Consider the following 20107-nt stretch of genomic DNA (forward strand, 5'->3'; position numbering starts at 1 on the left):
GCAGGGACCGCACGAAGGTGACGCTGCGGTCGACCCAGACCTGCAGGTCGTGGAGACGCTCGGCCAGTCGCTCGTCGTACGCCATGGGGTCCAGTATGTTCGGCCCATGAATCGGGGGACTCACAGGCTCGGCGCTGCACTGATCACCCAGGCGCTGGCCTGCCTGTTGCTCGTGGTGGTCTCGCCGTCATCGACCGCGGACCACACCGACCACACAGGTCAGCGGGTCAGCGACGTCGAGCAGCCCGCCCATGCGCACAAGAGCCTGCCCGGTGGCGGCAAGAGGATCTTCGGCAAGCGGCGCTTCCTCACCGCCTACTACGGCACTGCAGGGACCAGCAGCCTCGGTGTCCTGGGGGAGACGTCGGCCGACCGGGCCTTCAAGCGGATCGTGAGGTCCGGCAGGCCGATGCTGCGTCGCGGCGAGAGGCTGATGCCCGTCTATGAGCTCATCGTCACCGTCGCCGACGGCAGCGAGAATCCCGACGCGGCAGGCGACCACAGCCACGACATCCTGCACAGCCACGTGCAGTCCTACATCGACGCGGCCCACCGCAACGGTGCGCTGCTCCTCCTCGACCTCCAGCCCGGACGGACCGACTTCCTCGAGACGGCCAAGCGGTGGCAGTGGGCGCTCGAGGACCCGTGGGTCGGCCTGGCGCTCGACCCCGAGTGGCGGGTCGGTCCCGACGAGGTGCCCGGGCAGGTCTACGGATCGGTGAGTGCGCGCGAGATCAACCGCACGGCCGGCTGGCTGTCGCGCCTGACCCGGTCCGGTGGGCTGCCGGAGAAGCTCCTCGTGCTCCACCAGTTCCAGCGCGGCATGATCCCCGACATCGGCAAGGTGCGGCAGCGCGACGGGCTGGCCATCGTCCAGCACGTCGACGGCTTCGGCTCGCCCGCCGACAAGCTGGCGACGTACGCCAACGTGGCCCGACCGCGGAAGTTCACGATGGGCTTCAAGATCTTCCTCGACGAGGACCAGCCACGGATGCGACCGCGGGCGGTGCGCAGGCTCAGCGGGGTACGGTTCGTCTCCTTCCAGTGAGGGTGGCGATAGCCTGACCCTCATGACTTCTGCAGCACCGTTCGGCCGCCTGCTGACCGCGATGGCGACCGCCTTCGACGACGACGGCTCGGTCGACCTCGACGCAACGGCCAAGATCGCGGCCCACCTCGTCGAGAACGGCAACGACGGCGTGGTCGTCAGCGGGACGACCGGCGAGTCGCCCACCACCACCGTGGCCGAGGACGCAGACATCCTGCGCGCCGTCGTCGACGCAGTGGGTGGGCACGCTCGCGTGATCGCGGGTGTCGGCACCAACGCGACGGCCCACTCGGTCGAGCTGGCCGAGCAGGCGGCCAGGATCGGCGTCGACGCGCTGCTGCTGGTGACGCCCTACTACAACAAGCCGAGCCCTGCCGGCGTGCTCCACCACTTCAGCAGCGTGGCGCAGGCCACCGACCTGCCCGTCATGCTCTACGACGTGCCCGGCCGCACCGGGCTCGCGATCGCACGCGAGACCTATCAGCGGGCCAGCGAGATCCCCACGGTCACCAGCGTCAAGGAGGCCACCGGCCGTCCCGACCAGACCGTGTTCCTCAACCAGCTCGGCTACTCCGTCTACTGCGGTGACGACGCCGCGACCCTCGGCTACCTCGCCTATGGCGCCGACGGGCTGGTCAGCGTCGTCGGTCACGCTGCAGGCAAGGAGCTGAAGGCGATGATCGAGGCGTACGTCGCCGGCGACACCGCGACCGCACTGCAGGTCCACACCCGGCTGGTGCCGGCCTTCGACGCCGTCATGGGCGTCGCCAACTATGGAGCAACAACCGCCAAGGCAGCCCTCGAGCTGCTCGGCGTGCTCGACAACCGGAACGTGCGAGGTCCGCTCGTTCCGCTCGATGACGACGAGGTGGCCGCGCTGCGCGCCGGACTCGCCGCATCTGGCCTGATCTGAGGAGTCCCTTGAGTCACTTCCATCCTGAGCTGAGCACACCCCCACCGCTGGTCGAGGGTGGCCTGCGGGTCATGCCCCTGGGCGGTCTCGGCGAGATCGGTCGCAACATGACCGTCTTCGAATATGCCGACCGGCTGCTGATCGTCGACTGCGGGGTCTTGTTCCCCGAGGACCACCACCCCGGCGTCGACCTGATCCTTCCCGACTTCGCGGCCATCCGTGACCGGCTCGACAAGGTCGAGGCGCTCGTCCTGACCCATGGTCACGAGGACCACATCGGCGCGACGCCCTATCTCCTGCGCGAGCGCGGCGACATCCCGCTCGTCGGCTCGGAGCTGACGCTGGCCCTGCTGGGGTCGAAGCTGCGCGAGCACCGCCTCAAGGAGACGGTGCACCACGTCGTCGCCGAGGGCGAGACGATCACCTTCGGACCGTTCGTGCTCGAGTTCATCGCGGTCAACCACTCGATCCCCGACGCGCTGGCGGTCGTGATCCGCACCGGCGCGGGCGTGGTCCTCCACACCGGCGACTTCAAGATGGACCAGCTGCCGCTCGACGGCCGGATCACCGACCTCAATGAGTTCGCCCGGCTCGGTGACGAGGGCGTCGACCTGTTCATGACCGACTCCACCAACGCCGAGGTCCCGGGGTTCACCACCAACGAGAAGGACATCGCACCGGTCCTCGACCGGGTCTTCGCCAAGTCCAGCCAGCGCATCATCGTGGCCAGCTTCGCCTCGCACATCCACCGGGTGCAGCAGGTGCTCGACGCGGCCGTCGCCCACAACCGCAAGGCCGCCTACGTCGGCCGGTCGATGGTGCGCAACATGGCGATCGCGAAGGACCTGGGCTATCTCCACGTGCCTCCGGGCGTGCTGGTCGACGCCAAGGAGCTCGCCGACCTGCCCGTCGACCGTCAGGTCCTCATCTCCACGGGGTCCCAGGGTGAGCCGATGAGCGCGCTGAGCCGGATCGCCCAGCGCAGCCACGCCTTCGTGCACCTCGAGGAGGGCGACACCGTCGTCCTGGCCAGCTCGCTGATCCCCGGCAACGAGAACGCCGTCTATCGCGTGATCAACGGCCTTGCCCGTTGGGGGGCCCACGTCGTGCACAAGGGCAACGCACTCGTGCACGTCAGTGGCCACGCCAGCGCTGGCGAGCTGCTCTACTGCTACAACATCGTCAAGCCGCGCAACGTGCTGCCGATCCACGGCGAGATCCGCCACATGCGCGCCAACGCCGCGCTGGCGATCGCCACCGGCGTGCCGGCCGAGCGGGTCCTGATGGCCGAGGACGGCGTCGTCGTCGACCTGGTCGACGGGGTCGCCAGCATCGCCGGCAAGGTCGAGTGCGGCTACGTCTTCGTCGACGGTGCCACCATCGGTGACATCACCGAGTCGTCGGTCAAGGACCGCCGCATCCTCGGGGAGGAGGGCTTCATCTCGGTGATCGTGGTCGTCGACTCCGTCACGGGGAAGGTCTCGAGCGGTCCCGAGATCCACGCCCGCGGCTTCGCCGAGGACGACTCGACCTTCGACGCAATCAAGCAGCCGATCATCGACGCCATCGACCAGGCGATCGCGGACGGTTCGGCCGATCCCTACCAGCTGCAGCAGACCGTACGCCGCGTGGTCGGCCGCTGGGTCAACAAGGCACTGCGGCGCCGGCCGATGATCATCCCGGTCGTGATCGAGTCCTGATCGCCTGACCAGCTTCGAGCCAGGACGAGCGAAGGGCCCCAGCGAGTTCGCTGGGGCCCTTCGTCATGTTGTGCGTCGGGGCGTCAGCCCTGACGCCCGTTCACTGCTGCCCTGGCTGCCGGAGCGGCGAGGACGCAGGTCACGACCTCGATGTTGTCGACATACCAGCCCTCGAGCCCGCCACAGCCGTCACGGCCCATGTCGAAGCGGAAGGTGACCCGGTCGCCGGCCTTGACGCCGGCCTTGGCCAGGTCGACCTGCGAGGTGCCCCACGAGCCGCCGATCTTGCCGCCGTCGGTGCCGGTGAAGCCGTCCTCACCAGCCATCGGGTTGGTGTTGGTCGAGGCGTCCGTCAGCTTGGTCGGCTTGTTGAAGATGTAGGCGCTCGCCGGGATCAGCGTGTAGGCGCCCCCGTTGATGCTGACCTTCACGTTGCCGCCGTCATAGCCGGTCTCGGTGGAGACGTAGTGGTCGAACGCCATCCGCGCCGACTGGTCGCCGGCCGGGATCTGGACCACCGGGCTGGTGATCGAGTCGCGGCTGGAGAAGTCGTTGGCACCGCTGGAGCAGCTGCCGCGGTCAGGAGCCGGACCGTAGGCGACGCCGCCGGTGCGACCGCCGGGAGCGGTCGTGGATGCCTCCCACGGTGAGCCGAAGCCGCCGCTGAAGACGACCTCCTGCTCGGCGTTCCAGCCGGCCAGGCCGTCCTCGAAGTCCTCGGTCCAGACCTGGGTCTCCGTGCCACCCTCGCCGCACAGGGCGGGGGTGTTCGGGTCGAGCAGCGGCTTGAAGGCGCACTGCACCGGGTCCTTGCGAAGCTCCACGGCAGCCGCCATGTTGTCGACCTGGGCGCAGTCGGCCCGACGGATCGACGCAGCGGGGGCCGTCTTGGCGTTGGCCGCGGTGGTCAGCGCGGTGATCGGCCTGCCCACCAGGTCGGCACACGAGGCCGCCAGGGCGTCCGCGTGGTCGGCGAAGTCGGTCGTCGGCGTCTGGTACTCGGTCATCGCGCGGAAGTAGATCGCCGCCGACTTGTCCAGGCCGAGGCCCTTGATCGACTGACCGTTGTACTGGCCACCGTCGACGAGCAACGTGTAGCCGTGGTTCGGGACACCCGAGTTGCTGTGGACGCCGCCGCCGTCGTCGGTCGCGCAGTAGTACTCCGCGTCCGAGACCTTGCCGGGGTCGCCGTAGCAGGTGGGGGACCACATGTCGCGGATCGCGCCGCCGAAGGCGTCGGAGTCCTCACCCATCAGCCACCGGTAGGAGTCGTGCCGGTCACCCGACGCGTCCTTCATGGTGACGTTGACCGGGCCGTTGGGCAGCTCGGACTTGATCAGGTTGCCGTCGCTCAGGCGGATGCGCACCGACGGGATGGTGATGGCGGGGTCGACACCCGACATGCCGGCGGGAGTGGCCTCGACGTTGTCGGCGACCAGCACCGCCTTGGCGCCGGCGTCCTGCGCGTTCTTGACCTTGATGGTGAAGGCGCAGGCGCCCCGGTCGACGAGCGCCACCTTGCCGGCGATCGCGGCGGGGTTGGTGAGCGCCGTGCAGGCGTCCGACGTGCTCGTGCTCGGGGTGCCGTCCGGCGCCGGGGCACCGTTGTCCACGGCCAGCGCCACGTCACCGGAGATCCCGGTGCCGTCGAGCTGGGGACCGAAGGTGCCGGCTCCGGCCTCGCACTCCTTGGCGATGGTGGCCGGGGAGTTGATCAGGACGACCGGACGGGCGGGGGAGTGCGAGGAGCACACGCCGGCGGGCCGCTTGGCGTTGATGTCGCCCTCATCGGCGTCCATCCGGCCGTTGATCAGGTCGACGGTCTCGCCCCAGATGTCGGAGTAGGACTCGTTGAGCGCGCCCGACTGCCACTGGTAGATCAGGCCGTGGGTGTACTCGGTGTAGGCGTGGCCCCACTCGTGGGCGACGACGTCGTCGGAGGAGACGCCGCTGCAGTAGTTGGTGGTGACGCCGTTCCAGTTGGCGTTGGGGCACGAGATCGTCGGGTCGTTGTTGACCGTGATCATCTTGTGGCCCGCGTCGTCGTAGGAGTCGCGACCGAAGGCGTTCTTGAAGAACCAGTAGGACTCGCCGGTGCCGAGCACCTCGTTCTGCTGGTCGACGTCGAGCCTGCCCGGGAACTTGTCACCCTCCTTCCACCGCAGGCCCTTGCGGGCATAGGTGGACTCGTAGAGCTCGCGGTAGAGACCGTCGTGGATCAGGGAGTAGCGGTTGACGAGCTTGCCGCTGACCGCGTCGATGAAGACCATGTCGCGGACGTTGCGCTTGTTGGTGACCTCGACGACCCAGGCCAGGATCGGCTTGCCGACCTCACCCTTGGTGGCTCCGAGGCGATAGACAGCGAGCTCGGTCGATGCCGCCTGGATGCCGGTGGTGTCGGCGTCTCCCTCGTGGCCGGGCGGGTTGGCCCGCACGGTGCCCACGGCGCGCTGGGCGGCGTCGGCGGAGCCGATGCGGGGCGTGGTCGGCAGGGAGAGGTCGGGGGAGGCATAGCCATTGACCGAGGTGAGGTCGCCCTGCTTGTCGACGTGGGCCTTGAGCATCGAGCCGAAGACGGGCAGCGACTTGTAGCTCTGGGTGAAGGTGACCGTCCAGCCGGTCGCGCTGGCGTTCACGCCCTCCTGGGTCAGCTCACCGGGTCGGGCGCCGAAGTTCGCGGCGTACTTGTCGAGGTAGGCGCTCGCCTTCGCTGCGGCCTGGGCCTTGCCCGAAGCCCCTCGCGACGGCATCAGGTCGCCGTTGCCCTTGAGCCGGATGAACCCGACTCGCTTGGTGGCGCTCTCGCCCGAGACAGCCACCAGACCGGTGGCTTCGTTCTTCATCGCCTGCACGCCGTTGTCGGCGGGACTGGCGGCTGGTGTTGCCTGCGCCTGCAGGACGGGGGCGGCGACGAGGCCGGCTCCGACCATCGCCAGCGCGACTCCCTGCTTGAGGAGCTTCACGTGGGGGTCCTCCATGCTGTCCACGCCACGCAGATCCGAGTGACCGCGTGATCGCGGTCACCTTACGAAGTAAAGCCCGTGTGCGATAGACCCTGACGCAAGGTTTCGCGAAGACCTGGGTGTTCACCTCCGAAACTCTTGCCTCGTTGGGGTGAGGCGCGACCTTCGGGGGCGCGCGGACGGCCCGTCAGTTGCGTGCCGACACGCTCGTGTGGTGCGTGGGGCTGGTGTGACTTGTGAACTAGGGTCCAAGCATGGCGACCCGTACGTCTTCCCCGCCGGGGTCGCGGAGCTCGAGCACGTCCCGTTCCAGCACCTCGCGTGGTGGAACGAAACCCTCGAGCACCCGATCCCGGAGTACCAGCTCCAAGCGTCCGACCACCCGGCCGGCGCGAGGCAAGGCCGCGCCCGCACGAGGCCGGTCCAAGGGAGGGTCGCGGGCGCCGGCCAGACGGCCGGCTCCCCGCGCCGTACGCAACGGTCCCGGTCCGGTCGCTCGCACGTTCGGTGCGGTCGGTCAGCTGCTCGCCTCGATCTGGCTGGGCATCGCCCACGCCGTCGGCTCGGTCGCGCGGTCCATCGGGCGTTCGGCGCGTGACCTCGAGCCCGAGCACCGACGCGACGGCGCCGGCCTGTTCCTGATCGGACTGTCCCTGGTGATCGCCGCCGCGGTGTGGTGGCAGCTCCCGGGTGGGCTCATGGAGTTCCTGCGCCAGGTGAGCGCAGGCGCGGTCGGCAAGGTGGGCTGGCTGGTGCCCTTCTTCGTCCTCTATGCCGGCTGGCGCACCCTGCGCGACCCGGAGCACAACGGCCCGGTGGGGCGCCAGATCATCGGCTGGTCTGCTTTCGCCCTCGGCCTCCTGGGCATCGTGCACATCGCCAACGGCAACCCCCAGCCCGAGCTCGGCGACGCCAGCCCGCTCCAGCAGGCCGGCGGGGCGGTCGGCTTCGTCATGTCCAGCCTGCTCCTCGACCTGGTGCGCACCGCGTTCATCGCCGTGCCGCTGCTGGCGCTGCTGGCCTTCTTCGGCGTCCTGATCATCACCGCCACGCCCGTCTACCAGATCCCGGTCAAGCTGGCCGCCGCGCGCGACTCGATCCTGGGACGCACCCCGTCCGGGGACGAGACGCAGTCCGGCGCCGAGGACGAGGCCACCAAACCGCTGCGCGCGCGCCGGCGAAGCATGCTCGACGAGGTCGACCCCGAGATGGGCGACCCGGCCTACGACTCCCCGGTCCTGTCGGACCGGGAGATCAAGAAGCGGCGCAAGAAGTCCCTGACCGACACCGGCAGCGACGTCGGGATCGACCTGTTCGCCGAGACACCCACCGAGGTCACGCCAGCGGTCGTGGGCGAAGCGGCTCCGGACGAGGCGAACGCCGACCTCGTCCCGCCGCCGCACACCCCGCTGCCCCAGCGGGTCGAGCAGCTCGCCCTGTCCGGCGACATCACCTACTCGCTGCCGACCAACGAGGTCCTCAAGCCGGGCTCGGTGCACAAGCAGCGGTCCAAGGCCAGCGACGCGGTCGTCGAGCGGCTGATGCAGGTGATGGAGGAGTTCGGCATCGACGCCGCCGTCACCGGCTACACCCGCGGCCCGACAGTCACGCGCTACGAGGTCGAGCTCGGCCCGGCCGTCAAGGTGGAGAAGGTCACGGCGCTGTCGAAGAACATCGCCTATGCCGTCGCGTCCGCCGACGTCCGGATCCTCAGCCCGATCCCGGGCAAGTCCGCCATCGGCATCGAGATCCCCAACCTCGACAAGGAGATCGTCTCCCTGGGCGACGTGCTCCGCTCCAACACCGCCCGCTCCGACCACCACCCGATGGTGGCCGGGCTCGGCAAGGACGTCGAGGGCGGCTTCGTGGTCGCCAACATGGCCAAGATGCCGCACCTGCTCGTCGCGGGCGCCACGGGCTCCGGCAAGTCGTCGTTCATCAACTCGCTGATCACCTCGATCCTCATGCGGTCGACGCCCGACGAGGTGCGGATGATCATGATCGACCCCAAGCGGGTCGAGCTCAACGCCTACGAAGGCGTGCCCCACCTGATCACTCCGATCATCACCAACCCCAAGAAGGCCGCCGAGGCGCTGGCCTGGGTCGTGCGCGAGATGGACATGCGCTACGACGACCTGGCCAACTTCGGGTTCCGGCACATCGACGACTTCAACAAGGCCGTGCGGGCCGGCAAGGTCGAGGTGCCGCCGGGGAGCGAGCGCAAGCTGTCGCCGTACCCCTACCTCCTCGTCATCGTCGACGAGCTCGCCGACCTGATGATGGTCGCCCCGCGCGACGTCGAGGACTCGGTGGTCCGGATCACCCAGCTCGCCCGCGCCGCCGGCATCCACCTGGTGCTCGCCACCCAGCGCCCGTCGGTCGACGTGGTGACCGGTCTGATCAAGGCCAACGTGCCGTCGCGACTGGCCTTCGCCACGTCCTCGCTCGGCGACAGCCGGGTCATCCTCGACCAGCCGGGCGCCGAGAAGCTGGTCGGTCAAGGTGACGGGCTCTTCCTGCCCATGGGCTCGAGCAAGCCCGTGCGCGTCCAGGGCTCATGGGTGACCGAGGCCGAGATCCACCAGGTGGTCACCCACTGCAAGGCGCAGCTGGAGCCGACCTACGTCGATGACGTCACCGCGCCGGCGGCCGCCAAGCGGGAGCTCGACGACGACATCGGCAACGACATGGAGCTCGTGATCCAGGCGATCGAGCTGGTCGTCTCGACTCAGTTCGGGTCGACCTCGATGCTCCAGCGCAAGCTCCGGGTCGGCTTCGCCAAGGCCGGCCGGCTGATGGACATCCTCGAGAGCCGCGGCGTCGTCGGCCCCAGCGAAGGATCCAAGGCTCGTGACGTGCTCGTGAAGCCCGATGAGATCGACGCAGTGATTGCCACTCTTGAAGGAGACGCGTGATGGGTGCTGCCGAGCTGTTCGAGACCGACGCCGATGACGGGTCCCAGTCGGCGGGGGAGCTTCTCTCCCTGGCTCCCGACGCCATCGAGGTGCGCCGCAACGCGGGCCTCGCCGCCGCCGTCGGCGTGGTGGCCTCGGCCCTCGCCATCGCCTATCTCGCACGCGCCGTCGCCGGCGGGGGAGTGCTCGACGCTCTGATGGCCGCAGCCATGGGCCTGCTGGGCGGCTTCTGGCTGCTGACCTTCCTCGACGCGCGCACCCCGCTGCTCGTCGCCGATGCCCAGGGCATCCGGATCAGGCTCGGCCGCACCTGGCGAGGGCTGCCGTGGAGCGCGGTCCAGCACGTCGAGCACACCCCGCGGCGCGGACTGCTGCGCGACGGACGCCTGGTGGTCAGCGCCCACAACGAGGAGCGGCTGGTCGACGAGCTCGATCGTGCGGGCCGGCGTCAGGTCCGGATCGCGTCCAGGCTGTACGGCGCGCCGTTCGCCGTACCCCTCGGGCTCTCCACCCGGGTGGTCGGCGCCGACGACGACGAGCTCGGCATCGCGATCGAGACCGTGGCGCGTCAGACATCTGCTGTCGTGGTCATCGACCCCGACGACGCCGTGGGCGTCGACCCGGGTCCGGAGCCCGAGCCTGACGACCAGCCGCACGCGCGGATGGCGCTGCGCGACCCCCGGCCGCTGATCGCGGTCGCGATCGCCAAGCTCGCCGGGCTGGTCCCCCAACGCCGAGAGACCGAGGCGGAGCTGGAGGGCGAGACCGAGGGCGAGCTGGAGCCCGAGCCGATCGTCGCGAGCCAGACGCCCTCGGCACTGCGCGAGTCGGCCGCGGGTCGCCGCAGCGAGGCGCGCCTGGACGCCTCCGAGCCCGGCCCGGACGCCGGAGAGAGCGGTGGTCGTGAGCTTCGTCGTCCCGGGAGCGTCAGCCTGGTCGAGGACACGCAGCTCTGGGGAGACCGCGTGCGTCCGATCAGCCGCCAGGGCGACCCCGTGGAGCCGATCGTCTTCGACGAGTTCGAGCTCGAGCCGGCTCCCGACCCGGTGATCGGGCCCGAGCTCCTCGCGGCGCGCACGCGCCTGGGGCTCAGCGTCGACCAGCTGGCCGCTCGCACGCGGATCCGACCGCACGTCATCGAGTCGATCGAGGTGGACGACTTCACCCCGTGCGGCGGCGACTTCTATGCGCGTGGTCACCTGCGCACCCTGGCGCGCGTCCTCGGCACCGACGTGTCGCCCCTGCTGGCCTCGTTCGACGAGCGCTACGCCCATGCCGAGATCGATCCGCGCCGCGTCTTCGAGGCGGAGCTGGCCACCGGGGCCAACGGCTCGATCCGCAGCACGCGGGGCGGTCCCAACTGGTCGCTGCTGGTCGCCGTGGTGATGGCCCTCGTGCTCTGCTGGTCGATCGCGCGGCTGGTGATGGACGCCCCGCCCGAGCTGCGGGGGACGACTCCGGTGCTCAACGGCTCCGGCGGACCCGGCGGCGTCGGCTCCTCCACGCTGGGCGACCCGGTCCCGGTCTCGCTGGACGCCATTGGCGGCGGCGCGCACGTCGTGGTGCGCGACGGCTCCGGGGCGATCGTCTTCAAGGGCAACCTGGCCGCAGGCGAGTCGAAGGAGCTCGACGCGGCGCCGCCGGTTCGCGTCCAGACGACCGACGGCGCCCTCGAGGTGGCGCTGGACGGCCAGGAGGCCAAGCCGGTCGGACAGGCCGGGGTCACCGGACAGGGCACGTTCGTCGCCCGCTGACGACGTCGTCGTGTGGTGACCCCCACGGTCTCGGCGAAGCGGGTCGAAGACGCCCGAGACGGCATACTCGACCCGATGACCACGACCACCACCGACTCGACCCCGACTCCCAGCCAGACGCCGATGAGCGTCGCCGTGGTGACCCTCGGCTGCGCGCGCAACGAGGTCGACTCCGAGGAGCTCGCCGGGCGGCTCGAGGCCGGCGGCTTCGTGCTGGTCTCCGAGCCCGAGGACGCCGACACGGTGGTCGTCAACACCTGCGGGTTCGTCGAGGCGGCCAAGAAGGACTCGGTCGACACGCTGCTCGAGGCGGCCGAGCTCAAGGAGCACGGACGGACGAAGGCCGTGGTGGCCGTGGGGTGCCTGGCCGAGCGATACGGCAAGGACCTCGCGGAGACGCTGCCCGAGGCCGACGCGGTCCTGGGCTTCGACGACTACCCCGACATCGCGGCGCGGCTCCGCTCGATCGTCGCTGGTGAGGTCCACCAGGCCCACACGCCCTCGGACCGGCGCCGGCTGCTGCCGATCTCGCCGGTGGAGCGTGCGGCCTCGGCCCTGTCGGTGCCCGGGCACGGGGACACCTCCGACGTGGGGCTCGGTGCGCCCGCGACCGGCCCTCGTGCCGTACGGCGACGTCTCGACGGTGGCCCGATGGCCCCGCTCAAGCTGGCGAGCGGGTGCGACCGGAGGTGCTCCTTCTGCGCCATCCCCAGCTTCCGCGGCTCCTTCGTGAGCCGGCGCCCGAGCGACGTGCTGGTCGAGGCGCAGTGGCTCGCGACCCAGGGTGTCAAGGAGCTGTTCCTCGTCAGCGAGAACTCCACGTCCTACGGCAAGGACCTCGGGGACCTCAGGCTGCTCGAGACGCTGCTGCCCGAGCTGGCGGCCATCGAGGACGTCGCCCGGGTCCGGGTCTCCTATCTCCAGCCGGCCGAGACCAGGCCGGGACTCATCGAGGCCATCGCCGACACCCCGGGTGTGGTGCCCTACTTCGACCTGTCCTTCCAGCACGCGAGCGCGTCGGTGCTGCGGCGCATGCGGCGCTTCGGCGACCCCGACAGCTTCCTCGGCCTCCTGGACCGCATCCGCGGCCTCAGCCCGCTCGCCGGGGTCCGGTCCAACGTCATCGTCGGCTTCCCCGGGGAGACCGAGGAGGACCTCGAGACGCTGTGCGACTTCCTGGAGGCCGCGCGCATGGACGTCACCGGCGTCTTCGGATACTCCGACGAGGACGGCACCGAGGCCGCGACCTACGACGGCAAGCTCGACGACGACGAGGTCCGTGCCCGCACCGAGCACGTCACGGCACTGGTGGAGGAGCTCAACGCCCAGCGGGCCGAGGAGCGCATCGGTGAGACGGTCTCCGTGCTGGTCGAGTCGCTGACCGGTGGGGACGACGGCGCCACCGCTGAGGGCAGGGCCGAGCACCAGGGACCCGAGGTGGACGGCCTGACCGCCCTGGTCGGCGCGTCCGGCCTGACGATCGGTGACCTCGTCGTCGCCGACGTCATCGCCACCGACGGCGTGGACCTGATCGCACGAGCACGAGGAGATCAGTCATGAGCGCGACCGGGCAGGACCATCAGGTCTCCAACTACAACATCGCCAACGTGCTCACCGTCCTGCGGATCGTGCTGGTCCCGTTCTTCGCCTGGGCGCTGCTGCAGGACGACGGCGCTTCGACCACGTGGCGCTGGGTGGCCTTCGGGATCTTCGCGGTCGCGATGATCACTGACAAGATCGACGGCGACCTCGCCCGCAAGCACGGTCTGATCACGGACTTCGGCAAGATCGCCGACCCGATCGCCGACAAGGCCATCACCGGCATGGCGTTCATCGCACTGTCGATCGTCGGCGACATCTGGTGGTGGGTGACGATCGTGGTGCTCGTCCGCGAGTGGTCGGTGACCCTGCTGCGACTCTCGGTGCTCAAGCAGGTGGTGATCGCGGCGACCTGGAGCGGCAAGGTCAAGACGACGCTCCAGGGGGTCGCGCTGGCCGGGCTGATCATGCCGCTGCCGCACGGCGACGCGCACGGCGGCGCCTTCGACGCCTGGGGTCGCTTCGGCGAGGTGCTCTTCTACCTCAGCCAGGCGCTGCTCGCGGGTGCGGTGATCATGACGCTGTGGTCCGGCTACGAGTTCTTCCGGGCCGTCCGGCAGCAGCGGCGCACGCCCGCGGCCCACTGACGTCAACCGGATACAGGACGTTCACGGGGGATACACATCGGGGTGACTTGCGCGGGCGCGATCCGGGGTTAGGGTGACCCGGCTCACTCTTACTCGGAAGGGTCCCCACGTGTCATCACCCCGCTCCGGTCGCAGGTTCTCCCTGACGATCGCCATCGCCGGGCTCGTCGCAGCCCCCTCGCCGTGGTCGCCTCCACGGCACCGGCCCACGCCGCCCCCGTGGACGTCCAGATCCTCGGCACCAACGACTTCCACGGCCGGCTGCTCGCCAACGGTGCCGAAGCCGGGGCCGCCCAGTTCGCCGGCGCGGTGGCGCAGCTGCGGGCCGAGAACCCCAACACGCTCTTCGCCGCCGGCGGTGACCTGATCGGCGCCTCCACGTTCGAGTCCTTCATCCAGAAGGACAAGCCCACCCTGGATGCGCTGAACGCCGCCGGGCTGGACGTCTCGGCCGCCGGCAACCACGAGTTCGACGCCGGCTACCGCGACCTCGTCGATCGGGTGATGGCGCCGTACGACGCTGCGAGCAACGAGCTCGGCGGCGCCGAGTGGCAATACCTCGCGGCCAACGTCCGCAGGAAGTCCGACGGGGCCTATGCCCTTCCCGACGTCGCCGCATCACCGGGCGACTCCGACGGGGGCACCTGGATGACCTCGGTCGGCGACGTCCAGGTCGGGTTCGTCGGCACGGTCACCGAGGAGCTGTCCTCCCTGGTGAGCCCCGCCGGCATCAGTGAGGTCGAGGTCAGCGGCATCGTCGAGGAGACCAACGCCGCGGCCGACGCACTCACCGCGGCGGGCGCGGACCTGGTCGTGATGCTGGTGCACGAAGGTGCCACCTCCACGAACATCGCCGCCGTCACCGACGACTCGGCGTTCGGCCGGATCGTCGCCGGGGTCGACCAGGAAGTCGACGCGATCATCTCCGGCCACACCCACCTCGCCTACGACCACGTTGTCGACGGCCGGCCCGTGGTCTCGGCCGGTCAGTACGGCACCAACCTCAACAAGCTCGTGTTCAGCGTGGATCCGGTCACCGGAGCGGTCGCGCTGAAGGAGCACGCAATCGTGGCGGCCAACTCGGTGCAGGTGACCGCGCCGAGCGCCGTCGAGACCAAGGCCCAGGTGCAGGCGTTGGTCAAGGACGCCACCGACAAGGCCGAGGTCCTCGGAGCGCGGGAGCTCGGCCAGCTCGCCGGTCCGTTGCGCCGGGCACAGCTGGCGTCGGGCTCGGAGAACCGCGGCGGGGAGTCCACGCTCGGCAACCTGGTCGCCGAGGTGCAGCGCTGGGCCACGTCCAGCCCCGAGTCGGGTGGCGCCCAGATCGGGTTCATGAACCCCGGCGGCCTGCGCGCCGACATGCTGGGCAACAACGCCGACGGCTATCCGGCGGTCCTGACCTACAAGCAGGCGGCCGGCGTCCAGCCGTTCGCCAACAACCTGGTCAACATGCGGATGACAGGCGCGCAGGTGAAGGCCGTCCTCGAGCAGCAGTGGCAGCGCGACGCCGCGGGCAACGTGCCGTCGCGGCCCTTCCTGCGGCTCGGCACCTCCTCCGGTTTCAGGTTCACCTACGACCCGGCTCGGGTCGAGGGCGACCGCATCACGGGGATGTGGCTCAACGGGACGGCGATTGCTCCGGCGACGACCTACTCGGTGACGGCCAATGCCTTCCTGGCCGCGGGCGGCGACAACTTCCGCGCCTTCGGCGCAGCCACCAACAAGCGTGACACCGGGAAGATCGACCTGCAGGCGATGGTGGACTACATGGCGGCCAAGTCGCCGGTGGCGGCAGACCCGACGCAGCACGCGGTCGGCGTGAGCTTCCCCGCCAACGCCCCCGCTGGCTACTTCCCGGCGGACAAGGTCCGGTTCAACCTCTCCTCGCTCGCCTTCTCTGCTCCCGGCGACGTCCGCGACGACACCGTCCGGGTCCTCGCCGACGGTGCGCTCCTGGGTGAGTTCCCGGTCGACAACACCGTCGGCTCGAGCATCAGTGACGAATACGGCACCGCCCAGGTGGCCGTCGACGTCCCTGCGTCCTGGAGCAACGGCAAGCACGTGCTCGAGGTGGTGGGCAACCGCACCGGCACGACGGTCCAGGTGCCGGTCACCGCGGCCCGCCCGATCGCAGAGATCCAGGGCACCGGCAGCTCCTCGCCCGTGTCGGGCCAGACCGTGACCACGCGAGGCGTCGTGACGGCGCGCTACGAGACCGGTGGCTACAACGGCTTCGTCATCCAGACCCCGGGGGCGACCCCGGGTGCGGCCTCGCACGGCCTGTTCGTCTACGGCGGCTCGGGCGCGGCCGGCGCAGCACGGGCGGGGCTCGTCGAGATCGGCGACTACGTGCGGGTGACGGGGCGGGTCTCGGAGTTCAGCTCGCTCACCCAGATCACCCCGGCCACGAGCGGCGACATCCAGCAGATCGACGGGGACGTGGCCCTGACCCCGGCTGCTGTGCCGTTCCCGACGGACAACCCCGGACGGGAGCGGCTCGAGCACATGCTGCTCCAGCCGACAGGACCGTTCACGGTCAGCGACAACTACAACCTCAACCGCTTCGGCGAGATGGTCCTCGCGGCCGGCGCCGCACCCCTGCGCCAGCCGACCGACGTCGCGCGACCCGGCTCGTCGGAGGCGGTGGACGTGGCGGCGCAGAACGCTGCCCGACGGGTGGTCCTCGACGACGGGTCGACGAGCGACTACGTCAACCACGAGGCAGCACAGGACGTCGCGCTGCCCTACCTCACCGACACCCCCACGCTGCGAGTCGGTGACCCGGTGTCGTTCGCGGACCCGGTGATCCTCAGCTACGGCTTCAACGAGTGGCGATTCCAGCCGCAGACGCAGGTGACCGGAGGCGACGGCGACTCGCCGGCGACCTTCGGCCCCAGCTCGCGCACGGCAGCCCCGCGGGCGGTCGGTGGGGATGTCCAGGTCGCGAGCTTCAACGTCCTGAACTACTTCCCCACCACCGGTGACCAGCTCGAGGGCTGCGACTACTACGAGGACCGGGACGGTGATCCCGTCAGCATCTCGGGTGGCTGCGACGCACGCGGTGCCGCCGAGCGCGAGGACTTCGAGCGGCAGCAGGCCAAGATCGTCCGGGCGATCAACGCGCTGGACGCCGAGGTCGTCTCGCTCGAGGAGATCGAGAACTCAGCGCAGTTCCTCCGGGACCGAGACCGCGCCCTGGCCGATCTGGTGGGAGCGCTCAACGCGGACCTCGGCGCCCAGGTGTGGGCCTACGTGAAGTCGCCGACGCTCACCCCGACGGTGCAGCGCGAGGACTTCATCCGTACCGGCTTCATCTACAAGCCGGCCGCCGTCAAGGCCCAGGGGGAGTCGGTCATCTACGACGGTCCTGAGTTCGACCGGGCACGCGACCCGTTGGCCCAGGTGTTCAAGCCGGTCGGCGGGACGGCGGCGGACAAGTTCCTGCTCGTGGTCAACCACTTCAAGTCCAAGGGCTCACCCCCGAAGTCGCCCGACCCCGACGCCGACTACGGCCAGGGGGGCTTCAACGCCCTGCGCGTCACGCAGGCGCAGGCGCTGGTGAAGTTCGCCGACGAGCTCTCGGTCTCGTCCGAGGTGGAGAAGGTCTACCTCGACGGCGACTTCAACTCCTACACCTTCGAGGACCCGATGAAGGTCCTCTACGACGCCGGCTACGCCTCGCTGGGGGAGGCGTACGGCGCCAGCCCCACCTACGTCTTCGGTGGCATGGTCGGCTCGCTGGACCACGCTCTCGCCAACCCGGCGGCCCTGGCCAGCACCACCGGCGCCGACGTGTGGAACATCAACTCGGTCGAGTCGGTGGCTCACGAGTACAGCCGGCACAACTACAACGTGACGCAGTTCTATGCCGAGACGCCGTACAGGTCGAGCGACCACGACCCGCTCGTGTTCGGGGTCGACGTGCGCTGACGCACACGAGTCCCAGCCCGGCGGCCCTCGGCCTGCAGGTCACCTCGGTGATCGCAGGGCGAGGGCCGCCTGCACGAGGGTGAGGTGGCTGAACGCCTGCGGAAAGTTGCCGGCCATGCGCGAGCCGGCGACGTCGTACTCCTCGGCGAGGAGCCCGACGTCGTTGACGAGTCCGCAGAGGCGGTCCATCAGCTCGACGGCGTCGTCGCGGCGACCCGCGGCTGCATACGCCGAGACGAGCCAGAAGGAGCAGGCCACGAACGCGTGCTCCCCACCGGCGAGGCCGTCCACGCCGGACTTCGTGCGATATCGACTGAGGAGCCCGTCGTGCATGAGGTCCTCCTCGATGGCCCGGATCGTGCCCAGGACACGCTCGTCGTCCCCGGGCAGGAAGCCGACCAGGGGGATGTTGAGCAGGCTCGCATCGAGCTCCGTCGTGTCGTAGTGCTGGGTGAACGTCCCCCGATCGGGGTCGAAGCCGCGCTCCAGGATCTCCGCGCGCACCCGCTCACGCAGCTCGCGCCACCGCTCGACCGGCCCTGGGAGGCCGTGCTGCTCGACCCCCTTGATCGCGCGGTCGAACGCGACCCAGACCATGACCCGCGAGTGGGTGAAGTGGCGCTTCGGGCCGCGGATCTCCCACAGCCCGTGGTCGGGCTGGTCCCAGTGCTCGGCCAGGTCGTCGACGAGCGCTCGCTGCATCGCCCAGCTCTGCTCCGACTCGGTGACGCCGGCGTTGCGCGCGTCCTCCAGGGCGATCATCACCTCGCCGAGGACGTCGGTCTGGCGCTGACCCGCCGCCCCGTTGCCGATCCGGACCGGACGCGAGTCCAGATAACCAGGAAGGTGGGGCAGCTCGTGCTCGGCCAGGTGTCTTCCGCCGTCGACGGTGTACATGATCTGCAGGTCTTCCAGATCGCCCGCCACCGCACGCAGCAACCAGTCGCGCCAGTCACTTGCCTCGTCGGTGTAGCCGGCCCCGAGCAGCGCCTCGAGGGTGAGCGCGGCGTCGCGCAGCCAGCAGAAGCGGTAGTCCCAGTTGCGCTCCCCGCCGAAGTCCTCGGGCAGGCTGGTCGTCGGAGCCGCCACGATCCCACCCGTCTCGGCGTGGGTCATCAGCCGCAGCGTCAGCAGGCTGCGGCGTACGAGGTCTGCATGTGGCAGGTCCTCGTCGCACGTCAACGCCCACCGCTCGTGGTCCAGGCGCGTGGCCTCGATCCGGTCGTCGAAGCCGACGGGCTCGGGCAGCTCGTGCCACGACGGCACCCAGGTCAGGCAGAAGGTCATGGACTCACCAGCGGTGAGATCGAACTCGTCGGCGTGGTGGCCGTCGACGGCGCGTGGCAGTCGGGGTCCCCGCAGCATCAGCTTGTCCGGTCCCGCCGTGGCGACGATGACCTCCTGGCCACCCACCTGCCGGCGGCTCACCCAGGGTCGGTGGGAGCCGTAGTCGAACCGGACCACCCACTCGTGACGGACGCGGACGCTCCCGCTCGCGCACCGGACTGTCCGCACCAGGTCTGCACGGTCGTCGCGCACCGGCATCACGTCGCGCAGCACCAGGACTCCGTCGGGAGTGGTGAACGTCGTCTCGAGGATCGCGCTGTTGCCGACATAGCTGCGCGACACGTCCACGTCCTCGGAGCTGGGGGCCAGCAGCCATCGGCCGTGGTCCGGCGAGCCGAGGAGGGCCGCGAAGCAGGCGGGTGAGTCGAACCGGGGCAGGCACAGCCAGTCGACGGAGCCGTCCTTGCCGATGAGGGCGGCAGTGCCGCGGTCGCCGACGAGGGCGTAGTCGGCGATGGGGAGGGGCATGCTGCCAATCTAGTTAGCATGCGGGCATGAACGTGGATGCAGCAGACCTCGTCGCCAAGATGGTGTCGACGCACGCGACGGTGGCGACGGCTGAGTCGCTCACCGGTGGGCAGCTCGCGTCGATCTTCACCGCCGTTCCCGGCTCCTCGGAGTGCTTCCTCGGCGGGGTCGTGGCCTACGAGACACGGGTCAAGGTCTCCGTGCTCGGTGTCGATGCCGCGGTCGTGGAGGAGCACGGCGTGGTGTCGGCCGAGTGCGCCGCACAGATGGCGACGCGCGTGCGCACGCTGTTCGGTGCGACCTACGGCCTGGCGACCACCGGGGTGGCCGGACCGACCTCTCAGGAGGGGCACCCGCCCGGTCACGTCTGGGTTGCCTGTGCCGGGCCCGAGGGCGTCACGACTGCACTGCTCGAGCTCGCCGGCGACCGTGCAGCGGTCCAGGCACGCAGCTGCCGGGGCGCGCTGACCATGCTCGGTGGGCTCATCCATCGGGAAGATCCGGTGCTCGGGTAGCGTTGGGCATCAGCAGTCCCACCCCTCCATCGGAAGGACCAGCGCATGGTGCTCTTTCGTCGACTCCTCGGCGACGTGCTCCGTAGCGAGCGGATGCAGCGAGGCATGACGCTGCGCGACGTCTCCGCGCAGGCTCGGGTGAGTCTGGGCTACATCTCCGAGATCGAGCGCGGCCAGAAGGAAGCCTCCTCGGAGCTGCTCGCCTCGCTCTGCTCGGCGATGGACCTGCCCCTGTCGGAGGTGCTGCGCGACGTCTCCGACGCCGTGGCGCTCGAGGAGGCTGCGCTCGGCCTGCTCCGCGCCGAGGCGACGCCGATCACCGCCGTACGCCCCGGCGCCGGCGACGTGGTGGCCTCCGCAGCCTGAGC

Annotated in this window: 12 protein-coding genes; 10 read left to right on the forward strand and 2 right to left on the reverse strand. The window is 70.0% G+C overall.

Features of this window, described 5'->3' with window-relative positions; genetic code table 11:
• Positions 1–106 precede the first annotated feature (106 nt).
• The 3 genes from G7071_RS13120 to G7071_RS13130 are packed head-to-tail and all read left to right on the forward strand — an operon-like array spanning position 107 to position 3661.
• Entirely contained in the window at positions 107–1048 is a 942-nt protein-coding gene (locus tag G7071_RS13120) for a hypothetical protein (protein WP_166319476.1), read from the forward strand.
• Between the two features lie 22 nt (positions 1049–1070).
• Positions 1071–1961: a 4-hydroxy-tetrahydrodipicolinate synthase gene (gene dapA / locus G7071_RS13125; protein WP_166319478.1), complete on the forward strand. Its 891-nt coding sequence runs from the start codon at positions 1071–1073 to the stop codon at positions 1959–1961.
• Positions 1962–1969: 8 nt separating this feature from the next.
• On the forward strand, positions 1970–3661 hold the full coding sequence (locus G7071_RS13130; protein WP_166319480.1) for a ribonuclease J: 1692 nt from the start codon (positions 1970–1972) through the stop codon (positions 3659–3661).
• Between the two features lie 83 nt (positions 3662–3744).
• On the opposite strand, the gene G7071_RS13135 is transcribed toward G7071_RS13130, so the two are convergent.
• The gene (locus G7071_RS13135) at positions 3745–6624 is read right to left on the reverse strand and encodes a M4 family metallopeptidase (RefSeq protein WP_166319482.1); all 2880 of its coding nucleotides are present in this window, start codon (positions 6622–6624) and stop codon (positions 3745–3747) included.
• Between the two features lie 254 nt (positions 6625–6878).
• Here G7071_RS13135 and G7071_RS13140 point away from each other — a divergent pair, with 254 nt between their 5' ends.
• From G7071_RS13140 to G7071_RS13160, 5 genes are all read left to right on the forward strand, one after another.
• On the forward strand, positions 6879–9539 hold the full coding sequence (locus G7071_RS13140) for an FtsK/SpoIIIE family DNA translocase (protein ID WP_166319484.1): 2661 nt from the start codon (positions 6879–6881) through the stop codon (positions 9537–9539).
• The gene (locus tag G7071_RS13145) at positions 9539–11293 is read left to right on the forward strand and encodes a helix-turn-helix domain-containing protein (protein WP_166319486.1); all 1755 of its coding nucleotides are present in this window, start codon (positions 9539–9541) and stop codon (positions 11291–11293) included. The genes G7071_RS13140 and G7071_RS13145 overlap by 1 nt, the downstream gene beginning before the upstream one ends.
• Positions 11294–11416: 123 nt before the next feature.
• Positions 11417–12853, forward strand: a complete 1437-nt coding sequence (gene rimO, locus G7071_RS13150) for a 30S ribosomal protein S12 methylthiotransferase RimO (protein WP_166321111.1) — start codon at positions 11417–11419, stop codon at positions 12851–12853.
• Entirely contained in the window at positions 12850–13479 is a 630-nt protein-coding gene (pgsA, locus tag G7071_RS13155) for a CDP-diacylglycerol--glycerol-3-phosphate 3-phosphatidyltransferase (RefSeq protein ID WP_166319488.1), read from the forward strand. The genes rimO and pgsA overlap by 4 nt, the downstream gene beginning before the upstream one ends.
• 219 nt (positions 13480–13698) lie before the next feature.
• Positions 13699–17409 carry an ExeM/NucH family extracellular endonuclease gene (locus G7071_RS13160; protein WP_206062809.1) on the forward strand — a complete coding sequence of 1237 codons (3711 nt, stop codon included), beginning with the start codon at positions 13699–13701 and terminating at the stop codon, positions 17407–17409.
• Positions 17410–17448: 39 nt separating this feature from the next.
• Here the strand turns inward: G7071_RS13160 and G7071_RS13165 are convergent, their stop codons facing one another.
• Positions 17449–19224 carry a glycoside hydrolase family 15 protein gene (locus G7071_RS13165; protein WP_166319492.1) on the reverse strand — a complete coding sequence of 592 codons (1776 nt, stop codon included), beginning with the start codon at positions 19222–19224 and terminating at the stop codon, positions 17449–17451.
• Positions 19225–19250: 26 nt separating this feature from the next.
• Here G7071_RS13165 and G7071_RS13170 point away from each other — a divergent pair, with 26 nt between their 5' ends.
• Positions 19251–19739, forward strand: a complete 489-nt coding sequence (locus G7071_RS13170; protein ID WP_166319494.1) for a CinA family protein — start codon at positions 19251–19253, stop codon at positions 19737–19739.
• Between the two features lie 45 nt (positions 19740–19784).
• Positions 19785–20105: a helix-turn-helix domain-containing protein gene (locus G7071_RS13175; RefSeq protein WP_166319496.1), complete on the forward strand. Its 321-nt coding sequence runs from the start codon at positions 19785–19787 to the stop codon at positions 20103–20105.
• Positions 20106–20107: the final 2 nt, after the last annotated feature.

It is taken from the genome of Nocardioides piscis (genome assembly GCF_011300215.1).
GTDB classification, from domain to species: domain Bacteria; phylum Actinomycetota; class Actinomycetes; order Propionibacteriales; family Nocardioidaceae; genus Nocardioides; species Nocardioides piscis.

Bases quoted from the DNA above. Each gene is read 5' to 3' on its own strand.
- G7071_RS13120 (WP_166319476.1), top strand. From the start codon at position 107: ATGAATCGGGGGACTCACAGGCTCGGCGCTGCACTGATCACCCAGGCG.
- dapA (WP_166319478.1), top strand. From the start codon at position 1,071: ATGACTTCTGCAGCACCGTTCGGCCGCCTGCTGACCGCGATGGCGACC.
- G7071_RS13140 (WP_166319484.1), top strand. From the start codon at position 6,879: ATGGCGACCCGTACGTCTTCCCCGCCGGGGTCGCGGAGCTCGAGCACG.
- G7071_RS13145 (WP_166319486.1), top strand. From the start codon at position 9,539: ATGGGTGCTGCCGAGCTGTTCGAGACCGACGCCGATGACGGGTCCCAG.
- rimO (WP_166321111.1), top strand. From the start codon at position 11,417: ATGAGCGTCGCCGTGGTGACCCTCGGCTGCGCGCGCAACGAGGTCGAC.
- pgsA (WP_166319488.1), top strand. From the start codon at position 12,850: ATGAGCGCGACCGGGCAGGACCATCAGGTCTCCAACTACAACATCGCC.
- G7071_RS13165 (WP_166319492.1), bottom strand. From the start codon at position 19,224: ATGCCCCTCCCCATCGCCGACTACGCCCTCGTCGGCGACCGCGGCACT.
- G7071_RS13170 (WP_166319494.1), top strand. From the start codon at position 19,251: ATGAACGTGGATGCAGCAGACCTCGTCGCCAAGATGGTGTCGACGCAC.
- G7071_RS13175 (WP_166319496.1), top strand. From the start codon at position 19,785: ATGGTGCTCTTTCGTCGACTCCTCGGCGACGTGCTCCGTAGCGAGCGG.